We start from the raw sequence: 15,302 nt of genomic DNA on the forward strand, positions 1-15,302 counted from the left end.
TCTAGATCGGTCTAGATCGGTCTAGATCGGTCTAGATCGGTCTAGATTAGTCTGGACGGGGCTAATCCAGGGTATCGGTGCCCGGTGCACCGAACAGCTGCTGCTTCAGCACATGCAACTGGTCGCGGACCTGCGCGGCCTTTTCGAATTCCAGATTCTTGGCGTGATCGAGCATGGCCTTTTCCAGCCGCTTGATTTCCTTGCTGATCTGCTTCTCGCTCATGGCCTCATACTTGGCCGTCTGCTGCGCCACTTCCAGTTCTTCCGTGGCCTGCTCCGGACTGTAGACGCCATCGATCATATCCTTGATGACCTTGTGCACGCCGCGCGGGACGATGCCATTGGCCTCGTTGAAGGCGATCTGTTTGGCGCGGCGGCGCTCCGTTTCGCCGATGGCGCGTTCCATCGAATCCGTCATGCGGTCGGCGTAGAGCAGAGCCACGCCGTTGAGGTTACGGGCGGCACGGCCTATGGTCTGGATCAGCGAGCGTTCCGATCGCAGGAAGCCTTCCTTGTCGGCGTCGAGGATGGCCACCAGCGATACCTCCGGCAAGTCCAGACCTTCGCGCAGCAGGTTAATCCCCACCAGCACATCGAAGGTGCCGATGCGCAGGTCGCGCAGTAGCTCTACCCGTTCCACCGTCTCGATATCACTGTGCAGGTAGCGCACCTTGATGCCGTGGTCGCCCAGATATTCGGTCAGCTGTTCGGACATGCGCTTGGTCAGCGTGGTCACCAGTACGCGTTCGTTGCGCTGCACGCGTAAGGTGATCTCCGACATCAGATCGTCCACCTGCGACAGGGCAGGGCGCACGATGATCTGCGGATCGACCAGACCCGTAGGGCGCACCACCTGTTCCACCACCTGATCGGCATGGGTTTTTTCGTACTCGGCCGGGGTCGCCGAGACGAAGATAGTCTGGCGCATCTTCTGCTCGAATTCCTCGAATTTGAGCGGACGGTTGTCCAGTGCCGAGGGCAGGCGGAAGCCGTAATCGACCAGATTGGTCTTGCGCGAACGGTCGCCGTTGTACATGGCGCTGAGCTGGCCCACTAGCACGTGCGATTCGTCGAGGAACATCAGCGCATCCTTGGGCAGATAATCGACCAGTGTCGGCGGCGGCTCGCCCGGCAGGGCGCCGCTCAGGTGGCGCGAATAGTTCTCGATGCCTTTGGTGAAGCCGATTTCGGCCATCATCTCCAGATCGAAGCGGGTGCGCTGTTCCAGCCGCTGTTCTTCGATCAGCTTGTTCTCGCGGCGGAAGAAATCCAGCCGCTCGCGCAGTTCGTCCTTGATGGTTTCGATCGCGCGCAGCACGGTGGAACGGGGCGTCACGTAATGCGAGCCGGGGTAGACGGTGAAGCGCGGGATTTTCTGCTTGACGCGGCCCGTCAGCGGGTCGAACAGCTGTATCGATTCCAGTTCGTCGTCGAACAGGTCGAGCCGCACGGCCAGTTCCGCATTCTCGGCCGGGAAGATGTCGAGCGTATCGCCGCGCACGCGGAAGGTGCCGCGGCTGAAATCGACTTCGTTGCGGGTGTACTGCATCTGGATCAGACGGGCGATGATATCGCGCTGCGCTACCCTATCCTTGGCGCGCAGGGTCAGGATCATCTGGTGGTATTCGGTAGGGTTACCGATACCGTAGATGGCCGACACGGTGGCCACAATCACCACATCGCGCCGCTCCATCAGCGACTTGGTGCAGGACAGGCGCATCTGCTCGATGTGTTCATTGATCGAGGAATCCTTCTCGATGAACAGGTCGCGCTGCGGCACATAGGCTTCAGGCTGGTAGTAATCGTAGTAGGAGACGAAATATTCGACGGCGTTCTCGGGGAAGAATTCGCGGAACTCCGAGTACAGCTGGGCAGCCAGCGTCTTATTCGGGGCGAACACGATGGCGGGCCGCCCCATGCGGGCGATCACATTGGCCATAGTGTAGGTTTTACCGGACCCGGTTACCCCGAGCAGGGTCTGATAGAACAGGCCGTCGTCTATGCCTTCGCATAGCTGGTCTATTGCCGTGGGCTGGTCGCCCGCGGGCGGAAAGGGTTGATGCAGGCGGAAAGGGGAGTCCGGGAATGTGACAACCGTTGCCTTTGTGGAGTTATCTGTCGCGTTTTCTGCGGGTAAATCAGCCATCGTGTACCGACCTTTGTTAAAATAATGGCCTGCCAGCGGCCTGAAGCAGTTTTTGGGGCGCGCTGTCTACCTTCAACCGCAGTGAACCGCTTCCAATCGAATCGAATCTTATCATGACGAATCCTAGCTTGTTCAGCGCCATCGACATGGCCCCACGCGACCCAATTCTGGGTATCACCGAAGCATTTAACGCCGACCAAAATCCAGCCAAAATCAATCTGGGTGTGGGTGTCTATTATGACGACAACGGCAAAGTACCGCTGCTGTCGTGCGTGCAGAAAGCCGAGGAAATGCTGATCGCTGCACCAGCGCCGCGTACCTATCTGCCGATCGAAGGTCTGGCAGCGTACGACAAGGCTGTGCAGGAGCTGGTATTCGGTGCCGATAGCGCCGTGGTGCAGGAAAAACGTGCGGTGACGGTGCAGGCCATCGGCGGCACCGGCGCACTGAAAATCGGTGCTGACTTCCTGAAACGCTTTGCGCCGGACGCTCAGGTGTATATCAGCGATCCGAGCTGGGAAAACCATCGCGCCCTGTTCGAGAGCGCCGGTTTCACCGTCAATAACTACGCTTACTACGATGCAGCAACCCACGGCGTGAACTTCGCCGGCATGCTGGCTGCACTGAAAGCCATGCCACGCGGCTCCATCGTGCTGCTGCACGCCTGCTGCCACAACCCGACCGGCGCCGACCTGAGCTCGGCCCAGTGGGATGAAGTGATCGCCGCCGTCACCGCTGGCGGTCTGGTACCGTTCCTCGACATGGCCTACCAGGGCTTTGGTGCCGGTATTGCCGAAGACGGCGCTGTGGTACGCCGCTTCGCTGCCGCTGGCGGCCCGCTGCTGGTATCGAACTCGTTCTCGAAATCGTTCTCGCTGTACGGCGAGCGCGTGGGCGCACTGAGCGTGGTGGCCGCCAGCAGCGAAGAAGCTGCCCGTCTGATGTCGCAACTGAAGCGCGTAGTGCGTACCAACTACTCCAACCCGCCAGTACACGGCGGTAAAGTGGTGGCCACCGTGCTGACCACGCCGGAACTGCGCCAGATGTGGGAAGATGAACTGGCTGGTATGCGCGTACGTATCAAGGAAATGCGCGAAGCCTTCGTGGCCAAGCTGAAAGCCAAGGCGCCTGCCCACGATTTCGCCTTCGTGCGCGACCAGGTCGGCATGTTTTCGTACTCGGGCCTGAGCAAGGCACAAGTCGAACAGCTGCGCGCTTCGTCGATCTACGCGGTGGACACCGGCCGTATCTGCGTTGCTGCACTGAACTCGCGTAACATCGATATCGTGATTGACGCCATCGCAAAAGTGCTTTAAGATCTTGCTTCTTCGGCTGCGTCGCTTGGCGTAACCGATGAGCAGCAGATTGTAGTGTTAAAGATGATTCGATAACAACCTTGTCGAAATGATCTAAACAGTATAAAATGTTGCCTCAATTCCCTGATAGCTCAGTCGGTAGAGCGACGGACTGTTAATCCGCAGGTCCCTGGTTCGAGTCCAGGTCGGGGAGCCAGAATACGAAAAAGAGCCACATGCTCAGGCATGTGGCTCTTTTTTTTTCTCCTTCGAATGTGCGCCGGCACCGCACTTTTTCCCGTATCGTGCTTAGTCGCGTTGCAGTTCTTAAATTCCATTGTAATATTTGCATTTATCGCATTAGCAGTCTTCCCCTTGTAAGTGGCTTTCAATTCTCATCCCGATAAGGAGATCGCAATGAACTGTCCATGGAAAAAAATTTCGTTCGGCATACTTCTTTGCATGCTGGCGACCGGCTGTGCAATGGCCCCTGCTGGCAAAGAGGTGATTGCCACCAAGGGGGCGCCAGAGGCCATAGGGCCGTATTCGCAGGCTATAAAAGCAGGGCAGGCCTTGTACTTGTCAGGGCAGTTGGGAATCGATCCGAAAACCGGTCAGCTCGCGGGTGGCGGTATTGAAGAGCAAGCGCGGCAAGTGCTGGATAATCTGAAGGCTGTGCTGGCGGCAAACGGGATGACCTTGGACGATGTGGTTGCGACGACCGTTTATGTTAAGGATCTTAATGATTTCGCCAGGCTTAATACGGTGTATGCAAGCTATTTCCAGCACAAGCCGCCAGCCAGGGCAACGGTGCAGGTGGCGCGCCTACCCAAAGATGCTCTTGTGGAGATTTCGGCGACAGCGACAAAATAGCCCGATGGGGGGGGGGCTGGCCCGGAGCGGGCGGGAAAAACTGCCGGAGAGTTTCAGTATGACTGCTATCGCGCACCGGATTACGCAGGGTGGGCTGGCCCGCTGGTGGCGGTAAGAAAAAACTTGGTGAATTTCGATTTGGCAGCTATAATTCCGGCCTCAATTCCCTGATAGCTCAGTCGGTAGAGCGACGGACTGTTAATCCGCAGGTCCCTGGTTCGAGTCCAGGTCGGGGAGCCAGAATTCCGAAGAGCCCCATGTATGCAAAGCAGCCCCGAGTGGTGTTGCAGAGTGACATGGGGCTTTTTGTTATGCTGTTCAGTGTTATGCCTGTCTGATCGCGCTGTCTCCATGCCGCCTACATCATCTGTCCCGCGTCTTTCCCTGTTGCCCAATGAACCGCGGATTATCGATGCCGAGCGCCAGCAACATCTGACGGAATCCTATCTGCTGCCCTATCTGGCCGAGCTGGAAGCGTTCTTCCTTGAGCTGCGTGCCGAAGTCGATCGTCAGCTGGCCACGACGCTAGCGCCGAAACACGGCAAACCCTATCCGCTGGGGCAGTGCCTGGAAATTACTGTCGCCGCGCAAGAACTACTGAAATCGCTAGATCCGGCAATGCTCCGGAGCCGGCAGGCCCGCTCGGGCCATGCTGCCTATCAGGCCTTTTGCCGTGCCGGCGGCAGTCTGCGCCAGGTGTGGGGCGATTTGCGCGGCGAGTTTTTCCAGAATGCGTTCCAGCTGGGTAGCTTGTACCTCGACGTGTCCAACGATACGGTCACGCCGACCAAGCCCAAAGTCGAACTATTACCTTTCGCTCAAGCCCGTTTTGTGGCGATACGCGATTTCGCGCACTTTAGCCAGATCGCCCGCCAGTACTGGCAAGTGGAGGTCTATCCCAATCACGTACTGCCGGAACTGGCGCCGTATCTGCCGGTAATATGGTGTTATCCGGACGGACAACTGATGCTCGGTGCGGCGTTTGCCTATATGGTGGCGTTGACACTGACGCAGCGGCTGGTGCCGAGTGAACAGATGCTGGCTAGGCCGCCCATGCCTGCTGCCGTGTTCAAGCGTGTGCAGCAGGCCTTGGCCGGCAATCGGGAGTGGGTGCTGGCCGATGGGCCCGAGCAGGGGCGCTTGCAGGCGCTGCAAGCCTGTCGTCAGTTGCAGCGTAAAAAAACGGGCTTGCCCAAGCATTTGCTAAATCGGGTCATTCTCAATGGCGAAACAGTGAACCGGCAATTGAAACGGGCTGCTTTGAGCAGTACACCTGCGCCGGTGATGCCGCTTTTGGCTCCGGTGACTACCTCGGGCAGCATCCAATTCATGGTACTCGACGGGAAAAAGTATGCGCTGGCGGCCTTGTCTGCGGCGGCGCGTCAGCAGGTGCAGATGCTGGAAGTCACCGAGCGGCGGCTTCAGGAACTACAGCGTGATCGGGCAATTGCGCAGACGGCGCGCGATGCCTATCTGCTGGCATTGCAAGCTTCACTGCCGTCCGCCTGACGGATGGGGTGTAGCGCTTTCTACTCGGGGCGGAAAGAGAAAATACTCGGGGTGGCGCCATATCATCTCGGTGGTTTCCGGCGATAGTAGCGGGTTAGTCAGCTGGAAGATGCGGCGGCTCTTCATGTTTTTGGAAAGCAGGGTCTTACTCCAGCGTTTGTCGAACATGGCGTCGAAACTGCCATCTGCCAGCATGCGGTTTAGGCCGATTTCCAGCCGTGCCGCCAGTTGCGCCTTTTTCGGCGCGACAAAGAAGAATACGGGCGCCGGATACACCAGTGCCAGCGTCTTTTCAACCACCATGCTGACGTCGCCATGCTTGTTCAGTTCATCATCGATCTCGTTGATACCCAGCGGGATGGCATCGAAGCGGCGCGCCTGCAGCATCTGGTACAGCGTGTCGTAAGTGGACGAGGTGACGGTATTCAGGCCGGCCGCTTTCTGGATCGCCGTGTCGGGCCAGTCGTGGCCCTGTCCCAGACTGAAATCGCGGCGCAGGTCGTCCAGTGTCCTTATCTGTGCAAAGCGACTGGCCGATTCGGGGCGTATGGCCAGCAGGCGCTGTCCCAGCAAGCCTTTGAGCAGGGGAATCCGGATCACGATCACGCCCTGTTCGCGCGCCTGCGAGGTCATACTCCAGTAGATATCGAGTTTCTGGCTGCCGCGCAGCAGGGTGAATGCGCGGTCCTGCGTCATATGCGTTTCCAGCCGGTGCAGATGGTCCGGTGTGGCTGCCGGTGCACGCGCCAGCGCGGCTTGTAGCAGTTCGATCACATACGGCGCCCATGGTTCGCGGTCATTCGATTGGGGTATCCAGATATCGTCGGCATGGGCGGGCCCGTGCGAGCAAAGCAGGCAGGTGCACAGGATCAGCAGATGTCGGCGGAATAGATAGAAGCTCATCATGGTGCGCGACCAGGTCAGCCAGCCATATAGCGGCTGGCGGATACGGCGAATAGCTTTGATTGTCCTGCTGGAAATCACTATGGTGCAATGAAAATTTTTTAAAATGGGCAGCGGACGTTGCCTTCGCACCCGTGTTGCCGCCGTTTCGCATCATAAACGCACGGTTTTGCGCGATTCAGGTGGACGGAAATCTTGCGCGTGGGTATTCTGAAACCTCATCTGGCCGGAAGGGGCTGTCATGGACATGACAGGCACAATAGCCCGGGCGGCGCGCAATCAGGAATGGATAGATGCGATCGTCCGCTTGCTGGCTGAGGCGCTATTGTTGCGGCCCGCGCTGGAGCAGAGAAAAAGTCATCTTTTGTAGAAAATAATAGAGGTAGAACATGAGTGGGGAAAACAAGGATGTAGTGTACGGCACCGAAGACTTGCTGATGAGTCTGTGTAATTCGGTGATCCGTGTCTTGAATGTCGCTACCCAGAGCAAAGTGAATTACTCGGGCATGGTGCAACGGATTACCAAAATCGGCCTGAAACCCGATATCGGTTGCTTCGTGCTGTTCGATGGTGGATTTACCGGGCTGGTCGTGCTGAATTTTGCCGCCGAGACGGCGATGGAAATCTATGAGCGCTACATGCTGCACATGGGGATGCCAAAGTCCGAACTGGCCGTGTCTCACACTTCGGATGAGGTATCCAATATTCTGGGCGAACTGATGAACCAGATCGTCGGCGACTTTACCGGCAAAGTTCGGCGCGAACTGCAAACCAATATCACCCAGAACCAGCCGAAAATGCTGGTGCTGAACAAGCAGGTGATGCTGAGCGTGGATACGCCGCTGGACCGTCCGGAAATGCGCCGCGTAACCTTCTATACTGAGAAGAGCAATATTTTCTATTTGGAACTAGCTATCGATAGGACGGAATTTATCCGCCTGCACGATTTTGATTCCAGCGAGGTAGCCGATCCTGATGCGCTGATGGAGCAGGAGCGTGACAATCACGCCGCAGCCAGCGCCCCTGGCCAGTCCGATGAGGAGGCTGCGAACGAAGAGTTGCTGCGCTCTTTAGGTATGTAACTGCGCGCAATTACGGTAAATATGCAGGCATCTGTGGCATTTATGTCACAGATGCTTTTTTTATACCTGTCTGTCTGGCGCTATTTTTACGCGCCGCAGGGGAGGCCGGCCTGCGAATATTCAGCGCCAGTACTGGGCTCGCCAAATTTCTAACAGTAAATAACAAAGCTGTCATATTGCGCTTGCAATACCTTGTATCAATGAAAGAAAATACTGCCCTTTCGCAAGCCGGTGCATTCTAGCCAACGTTGTACGGATCAGCCTCCGCTTGTGCTGCCACGGTCACATCAGATGGCCGGACAGAGTCAAATAAAGAGAGAACAGGAGACACTGTTTTTAACTCTTTGCATTACCACTCATCGGGAAATTGAATGATCAAACTGTCGAAGATGCATAAGCGCCTGCTGGCGCTGAGCGCCGTTATGCCTATCGGTTCCGCCCTGGCACAATCGGGTACCGAACCACAACTGGAAACCGTGACCGTTACGGCCCAGCGCCGCGCCGAGAACATCAAGGATGTGCCGGTTTCCGTCACCCTGCTGAAAGATGAAAAACTGGACGTGCTGGTTTCCGGCGGTCAGGATATCCGTCTGCTGGCCGGCAAAGTGCCATCGCTGAACGTGGAATCGTCGAATGGCCGTACCTTCCCGCGCTTCTACATCCGCGGCTACGGCAACACCGACTTCTCTACCTTCGCTTCGCAACCCGTATCGCTGGTGTATGACGACGTGGTGCAGGAAAACGCCATTCTGAAAGGCTTCCCTATCTTCGACGTGGCTGGCGTGGAAGTGCTGCGCGGCCCGCAAGGTACGCTGTTTGGCCGTAACACCCCGGCTGGCGTGGTCAAGTTCGAATCGGAAAAGCCTAACACCAAGAAAGTCGAAGGCTATTACAACGTGTCGTGGGCCACCCACAACACGGTGAATCTGGAAGGCGCTGCCAACGTGCCGCTGTCGAACGAGTGGGCCATGCGCGTTTCGACCCTGCGCCAGCACCGCGACAATTTCGTCGACAACACCTATACCAAGCAGGACGACGTGCTGGAAGGCTACAACGAGCACGCCGAGCGCGTACAGTTCCTGTACACCCCTAGCACCACCTTCAGTGCGCTGTTCAATGTGCACGCCCGTAGCACCACCGGCAGCGCCCGTCTGTTCCGCGCCAACATCATCAAGAAGGGCAGCAACGACTTCGCTGATGGCTACGATTTCACCAAGCTCAACACCAACGGCCTGAACGGCCAGAACCTGCGCACCAATGGCACCAACGCGCGCCTGACCTGGGATCTGGGTTCGGTCAAGCTGTTCTCCATCACCGGCTACGAAGGTGTGGATGAGTACTACAGCCGCGGCGACATCGACGGCGGTACGCCTACCGGTCCGGGCTTCATTCCCTTCCAGGTGCAGACCGGTGGAGGCCTGAGCTGGCTGCACCAGTACAGCCAGGAATTCCGCGTCGAGTCGAAGAATGCTGGCCCGCTGAACTGGCAGAGCGGCGTGTACTTCTTCAAGGAAAGTGGCGAGGGCTACAGCAACAACTACGACAGCAACACCCAGGCCCAGACTTCGCACCTGCAGAGCCATCAGAACAATACCGCTTCGGCGCTGTTCGGTTCGGTAACCTACGATCTGTCGGATAGCCTGGTACTGCGCGGCGGTCTGCGCTACACCCAGGACAAGAAGGACTTCCGCACCGTGGAAGCCATCAACGTTACCCAGATCGGTCCTAAGTCGGTGGACGAGAGCAAGCACAAGACCAACTGGGACATGAGCGCGACCTACAAGCTGAGCAAAGATATCAGCACCTACGCCCGTGTTGCTACCGGCTTCCGTGCGCCGAGTATCGCCGCTGCTAGCGCTTCGGTGCCTATCACTGTGGCCGATGCAGAAACCATCACTTCCTACGAAGCTGGTGTGAAAGCTGATCTGTTCAACCGCCGCGCCCGTGCATCGCTGAGCGTGTACGATTACGACGTGAAGAACCAGCAGCTGACCGTAGTGGGTGGTAACTCCAACGTCACCAAGCTGATCAATGCAGCCAAGACTACCGGTCGCGGTCTGGAAGCCGACTTCGAAGCCTTCGTAACGCCGGACTTCAAGGTAACGGCTGGCGGTTCGTACAACTTCACCGAAATCAAGGACCCATCGCTGTCCGTGGCCAAGTGCGGCGCGTGCACTATCACCGATCCGATCAACGCCGCAGGCCGCGTTGTGATCGATGGCAATCCGCTGCCACAGGCACCGAAGTACATCCTGAATGCCACCGCACGCTACAACTGGGCGCTGGAAAACGGCAACCTGTTCGTGCTGACCGACTGGTCCTACCGCAGCAAAATCAACTTCTTCCTGTACGAAGCCAAAGAGTTCACTGGCAAGCCTATGGTGGAAGGTGGCCTGCGCGTCGGTTACAACTGGGCTGGCGGCAAGTACGAGGTGGCTGGCTATGCACGTAACATCACCAACACCGAGCGCATCATTGGTGCCATCGACTTCAACAACCTGACCGGTTTCGTCAACGAGCCACGTCAGTTTGGTGTGCAGTTCAAGGGTAGTTTCTGATTTTTCAGAAAAGTTCCCGCTAGCAAGCGCTAACATAGCCTAGACAGCTAGAAATTGGCCGTATATAATGCGGCCTCTTTTCCCTGATAGCTCAGTCGGTAGAGCGACGGACTGTTAATCCGCAGGTCCCTGGTTCGAGTCCAGGTCGGGGAGCCAGAATTTTTAGTTTCAAAAAAAGGAGTTACATGCTGCGGCATGTAGCTCCTTTTTTTTTGCGATTTTTAGTTCAGGTTGTTGGATGGTGGGTAAGAAAGTCGGTCTGAAGTGGTGACATTACGATTTGAATAGATGATTTTTAACATGGGAGAATGGTATGAGCACATATGAGAATCTGACGCAGGTAGCCGAAGCATTACGGGATACTGGGGCCTTTCATCCTGCGCAGGAATTCGATACGGCGGAACAAGTGGTTGTGGCAGTGGCGAGCCTTAACAAATACGATAAGGTCTATGCTTATAAGGAGTCGGGCCTTACGCTTAAGGAAGATCTGAGTGCTGAATTCTTGGTGGAGCCTATTGCCGACATTGATGAAGATGTGTTTGAACCAGAAATCGCCCAAGTTCTGGATGTGGCCGGGAGCGTGATTCCCTTGTGGAATAGGAAGTTATCTGAATCGGATGAGGAGTACATTCAAGAAGATAAACAATCACGCGGTGAGGATCCGGACGACTGACAAGGTCTCTCTCTAGTTTATGCGCCAAGATGCCCAGAGCGGACTCCTCGGCTCTTAATTGGCAGGTCCTTGATTTCGGCGGTGTGGCAGGCCGCGCAGGCTAGACCAACCCATTCGGCATTGTCACCCCGGTTTTTTTCAGCGTAATTCGGTGATGGCGGAAAAATCCCGATCGTTTTGCCTATCGATGACAAATCCCAGTGGCAGCGACGCGGATACGGCATCGGTCAGGTAGCGAAACACTTCTGTATGGCTTGGTTGCAAGAATTTATTGTCGCTACCAGACTGTTCCAGTGCGGTCAGCCAGTCTTTAGGAATGAGTCGCGCCCCCTGGGAAGTTGTGTACCACTCGGTCTTCTGGACTTGCGACCAGCCTTGGTCTATTACAAGCCATTGATCCTCCGCCGCATGAACAGGCAGAGGTGAGGGGAGGTACAGCAGACTTATGGCAAGATGTGAAGCGATTTTCATTCTGCCTCCGAAGTTAGCGTGCTCACTACGGGGGCGGGGCACTTATCATAACCGCCAGCATCAGAATTTCTGCCGGACCCCTCGATTTCGAAGAGTTGTGTTTTGAATGCCTTCTCCATCTCGCCCGCCCAGGGTTCGCCAAGCATGGCCTGACGCACGATCCAGGCTCCCCAGACCATGGCCGGCTTTGGCGACACCGTATCCGTGATGAAGGCAAACTCTTTGTCTGCGGCGCCATGGCAAGAGGCTTTTTGTGCTCGATAGTCGAGCCAGGCTTTGACTGGGAAATGGCCGTCATTGCGATCCCAGATGCGATCTGCATGCGAATGTGAAAAGGAATCCTGCACAGTATGCAGCAGCGCGCCCAGCGACAACGCGGCGACTTGGGCGGTATCCGCTGACACGTCCTCATAGTGAGGCCACAGGACGTCATTGACGTTGGTAAACAACTTGCGAACTGACCAATCGCGTTTACTGGTGCCGGTCAGGCTGGAGACAAAAGAATACTTGTCGTGCAGTGAAGCCAGGCTGGCGTCTGGAGATATTTTTTGAGTCGCAACATCATAGGCGAAATGAGCCCAATCTACTATGCGCTGTTGAGTGATTGAGGCGGAGTCGCCATTGCTACCCATCCCATGGAGGAATTGCAGGTCACCAAAATGGCTGCGGTATTCAAGAGGGTAGTGATCAGTAATGTGGTTGGTGTGTGCGGCCGCCTTCAGCCAGAATAACCAGGTTGCTTCCTGATTTGCGTTGAAGAAATTATTCGGATCATCGTTCCAGCGCGCACCCAGAATGAGGGTCTGCTCATCGAATTTTTGTGCGCTTGCTGCTGCCTCGGGCGACATCGGAGATAAATTACACCAAGCGGCAATACTTCCAGTTGCAGCACACTGGAATGACAGTTGGGTCAGCTCCTCATGGGTCGGATGAGTAAGGTGTGCCAGAAAATGCTGATATTCGGACTTGAGGGTCAGTTTCAACTTCTCGGGATCGTGCTTAGGATTGATTTCAAAGGCGGCGAGATTGACGCTTGCGGCTGCCAGACTGGCGGCCGCGACGAGCTTTGCAATACCTGACATCGCATATCTCCTAGGAGTTCGCTGTGCCATAAAGGATAGTTCCTACATAAAATTACAAACTAGCCAATTGTCACAGTAGCAAAAATAACAACATTTATGTAAGTGCGTTGGCTAGCTTGGCTGCCACTTTCTTCTAGCCGATCGATATTAAGTCTGGCTTGTATTGGTATCGCTGATATACACAGACGTGCTTGCCCCCGAGACCTACAAAGCCATGGGCTAGTAGAGCGTCGTTGAATACCGAACTGCTCATTCTTAGGCCAGTAGTTCGAGCGCGGCCTTGGCAGCTAGCATTCGGCGCTATGCCCGAAGATCAGCACCGAGCCGGCTGAGGCTTTGGAGTTTAGAAGTGCTTGATCTGTAAGTAGTACGGCAAGATAAGATAGCGCGTCTGTAAGAGGGCTCAGGCGCGCTGGCGGCGAACAGCGATGTGTCGTTAGGGAGAACGCCGCGTCGCTTGTTGCCGAGCACTTATTTCACGCTCCACCCAACCAGAATCGTAACGGCCGCACCGAATTTATTTTGCGCACTTTCCAGATCGGACGCAGATGATTCGAGGGTAAGTGCATCGACAGGCGCAAGGGCTGTTTTTACTGTTACTTGTTCATCGGCCGTCAACGGGGCCTTGGTTCTGGCGATGAGTTCAAGTACATTCCGCACCCTGGCCGCGAGTGCTTTTAGATCCTTGAAGTTGTAGGTATTTGTGGTGGCAGGACTTGTTGCAAGAACTGCCGTCTTAAAACTACTGAGCGATGTCGCGATCTCGGTTCTCTGTGTGTAAATCTGCTGTACGACTGTTGCGCGGTTCTGCAAGGCTGCGGTAATGCTCGAAAAGTTGGTTTTCAGGAATTGCTCGAGTGCCGCTGCTTTCGCCTGCTGTGCTGCGATCTGACCTAGGACTTTGTCGCGCTCCGCATCGTCCTGTGTCTTGCTGAATTGCGAGATCAGATTCGTCCACTCAGTATCAGTAGGATTGCCCGCACCGGATTTGCAATTCTCGTCTTTGTTTATAAATTCCTTCCATTTGCTGTCCAGATCCGAGAATTCGGTGAGCTGGAGTTTAATTCCTTGCCCTTTGATGAAAGTATCATAGTCATCGTTTAGTGCCGAGCAGACCTTGCTTATGAACACCTGATTGGAGCTGTATAGGCTGTATTTTTTTCGACCTACCTGTATCTGTGCGGTCTGGCCGAGATCTTCAAGTGTCTGATTGAGCGTCTTTAATCCTATGCTGGACTGCGCAACCGAGGCAGATGCTTCTTGCAGGCCCGCAAGCAGAGAGCAGCGCGAATGGTATTCTTCTGCATCTGCTATGGCTCTCTCCAGATTGTAGTTGCCGATCTCCTTACGCTGGTTTAAGTCAATGTCCTTGAGCGCGTCAGTTCTGGCTTTATCAATCGCTTTTGTGACAATCTCAATTGCGAGCATGGAATACATAGATTGATTCATTTCCGCTCTGATGCCTGTAGTGATCGAAGCTGCTCCGGCAAATAGTCGGGCGGGATTCACTGCTGTAGTAACAGCGCCGATACCGCCAAATAATGTGGCGAGTCCACCATAAGCGAAGTTGGTCTCAGCGTGAGCGCGCTTCAAGGTGTTCTTATAGTCCCTGCAAATGGCATTCGATGAAGCGATCAGGCGATCCTGAGCACTGTTCCTGAGCAAGCGGCATTGCTCATTCGTCGACACATTGCAATTTGTTCCGAACAGTCTGAGGGCTTCGTCTAGATCGGTTGCATTGCTATTAATCAATCTGGCGAAACTTACTGGATCAACCGGGCCGATGATCGATTTTGTGGTAGGCATATCTTTCTTGTTCGGCTTTTTCGGATCAGTTGCCTTGTCGGCGTTTGTCGCATCTTTGCTAGCCGATGATGATTCACTACTGCTGACATTTACAACATCTTTTGGACTGAAGAGCTGAATAGCACCTTCCTGATCTTGAACCATGCTGGCGCAACCAAACAAGTTACCCAGCAATATTATTGCGGCAATTATCCTTAGCGTAGACATCGCTTTCCCCTTATGGTTTAGTTCTGAGTCCAGATGTAAGTCGCTCGTGTCTTGCTACTACTTTGCGAGTTCATTATTGGTGTTGGCACGAGCAGCCAACTTTATTGCTAGCAGCGATATTTCATGCTTCGAAGATAAATTCCTTCATCCGGCGGAAAAGATCTTCATGCGACGGTGTTACACGAGCGGAGCGAAAAGGAGTGCTTCAAGAAAAGTGGGCATCTCCCCGCCCTCCATATGAGCTACTTTTGCAAGTTGAGTTTTGCTTAAGCTTGGCAACTAGAGCCTGAGGCGTGTAAGAATTTTCCTACAATTGTTAATTTTCCACTGTTTTTTTGTCTACATTATCTCGAAAAGTAACAAATGGGGGAAAAGCAACAGTTGATTACGATGGGTTGCGTATGTGCCTCTGTAGTGGCGACAGGGACGCAGCCAGTTGCAATTAGCAAGGTTGAGCGTTGAAGAATGGCATATACGGTGTGAACTGCGCGATTTTTGAAGTGGATATTTGCTGGTGATAATGCGTGATTTTTGTGAATGCGACAGGTGCTATTCTTGGGGGGCAAGTGAAACGGACCTGTCAGGAATTTTGTGTGCCGGGGTCGCGGTTCGTAGTTAATTAATCGCGTTGGTGAAGCGTTCCCCAAACAGAATGGCAAACTGGTTTGCTGCCATCTTCCAAGTTCGCTGCGGCATC

Annotated in this window: 11 protein-coding genes and 3 tRNA genes; 9 read left to right on the plus strand and 5 right to left on the minus strand. The window is 55.0% G+C overall.

What is annotated here, in order from left to right; all coding sequences use genetic code 11:
• Positions 1–61 precede the first annotated feature (61 nt).
• The gene (uvrB, locus tag GTP27_RS17665; RefSeq protein ID WP_161040472.1) at positions 62–2,146 is read right to left on the minus strand and encodes an excinuclease ABC subunit UvrB; all 2,085 of its coding nucleotides are present in this window, start codon (positions 2,144–2,146) and stop codon (positions 62–64) included.
• Between the two features lie 113 nt (positions 2,147–2,259).
• Between uvrB and GTP27_RS17670 the strand changes: the two genes are divergently transcribed.
• From GTP27_RS17670 to GTP27_RS17690, 5 genes are all read left to right on the plus strand, one after another.
• The gene (locus GTP27_RS17670; RefSeq protein ID WP_202416898.1) at positions 2,260–3,462 is read left to right on the plus strand and encodes an amino acid aminotransferase; all 1,203 of its coding nucleotides are present in this window, start codon (positions 2,260–2,262) and stop codon (positions 3,460–3,462) included.
• A 120-nt stretch (positions 3,463–3,582) separates the two neighbouring features.
• Positions 3,583–3,658, plus strand: a tRNA-Asn gene (locus GTP27_RS17675).
• A 200-nt stretch (positions 3,659–3,858) separates the two neighbouring features.
• The gene (locus GTP27_RS17680) at positions 3,859–4,314 is read left to right on the plus strand and encodes a RidA family protein (RefSeq protein ID WP_308495299.1); all 456 of its coding nucleotides are present in this window, start codon (positions 3,859–3,861) and stop codon (positions 4,312–4,314) included.
• A 164-nt stretch (positions 4,315–4,478) separates the two neighbouring features.
• Positions 4,479–4,554: transfer RNA gene (locus tag GTP27_RS17685), tRNA-Asn, on the plus strand.
• 21 nt (positions 4,555–4,575) lie between these two features.
• Positions 4,576–5,823 carry a DUF6447 family protein gene (locus tag GTP27_RS17690; protein WP_202416900.1) on the plus strand — a complete coding sequence of 416 codons (1,248 nt, stop codon included), beginning with the start codon at positions 4,576–4,578 and terminating at the stop codon, positions 5,821–5,823.
• On the opposite strand, the gene GTP27_RS17695 is transcribed toward GTP27_RS17690, so the two are convergent.
• The gene (locus GTP27_RS17695; protein ID WP_161040473.1) at positions 5,806–6,729 is read right to left on the minus strand and encodes a substrate-binding periplasmic protein; all 924 of its coding nucleotides are present in this window, start codon (positions 6,727–6,729) and stop codon (positions 5,806–5,808) included. The two genes, GTP27_RS17690 and GTP27_RS17695, sit on opposite strands and share 18 nt — an antisense overlap.
• A gap of 386 nt (positions 6,730–7,115) precedes the next feature.
• Here GTP27_RS17695 and GTP27_RS17700 point away from each other — a divergent pair, with 386 nt between their 5' ends.
• The 4 genes from GTP27_RS17700 (at position 7,116) to GTP27_RS17715 (ending at position 11,039) form a co-directional block, all read left to right on the plus strand.
• Positions 7,116–7,808 carry a DUF3334 family protein gene (locus GTP27_RS17700; protein WP_161040474.1) on the plus strand — a complete coding sequence of 231 codons (693 nt, stop codon included), beginning with the start codon at positions 7,116–7,118 and terminating at the stop codon, positions 7,806–7,808.
• 371 nt (positions 7,809–8,179) lie between these two features.
• Entirely contained in the window at positions 8,180–10,366 is a 2,187-nt protein-coding gene (locus GTP27_RS17705) for a TonB-dependent receptor (RefSeq protein ID WP_161040475.1), read from the plus strand.
• An 80-nt stretch (positions 10,367–10,446) separates the two neighbouring features.
• A tRNA-Asn gene (locus GTP27_RS17710) sits at positions 10,447–10,522 on the plus strand.
• A gap of 157 nt (positions 10,523–10,679) precedes the next feature.
• Positions 10,680–11,039, plus strand: coding sequence for a hypothetical protein (locus GTP27_RS17715; RefSeq protein WP_161040476.1), 360 nt, complete (start codon positions 10,680–10,682; stop codon positions 11,037–11,039).
• Between the two features lie 138 nt (positions 11,040–11,177).
• Here GTP27_RS17715 and GTP27_RS17720 read toward each other — a convergent pair whose 3' ends face one another.
• The 3 genes from GTP27_RS17720 to GTP27_RS17730 form a co-directional block, all read right to left on the minus strand.
• The gene (locus tag GTP27_RS17720; protein ID WP_161040477.1) at positions 11,178–11,510 is read right to left on the minus strand and encodes a hypothetical protein; all 333 of its coding nucleotides are present in this window, start codon (positions 11,508–11,510) and stop codon (positions 11,178–11,180) included.
• Positions 11,507–12,592 (minus strand): hypothetical protein, encoded by a 1,086-nt coding sequence (locus GTP27_RS17725; RefSeq protein WP_161040478.1) that lies wholly within the window; start codon positions 12,590–12,592, stop codon positions 11,507–11,509. Before GTP27_RS17725 ends, GTP27_RS17720 begins: the two co-directional genes overlap by 4 nt.
• Positions 12,593–13,063: 471 nt before the next feature.
• Entirely contained in the window at positions 13,064–14,605 is a 1,542-nt protein-coding gene (locus tag GTP27_RS17730) for a hypothetical protein (protein ID WP_161040479.1), read from the minus strand.
• Positions 14,606–15,302 lie beyond the last annotated feature (697 nt).

Source organism: Duganella qianjiadongensis (genome assembly GCF_009857915.1).
Taxonomy (GTDB): Bacteria; Pseudomonadota; Gammaproteobacteria; order Burkholderiales; family Burkholderiaceae_D; genus Rugamonas; species Rugamonas qianjiadongensis.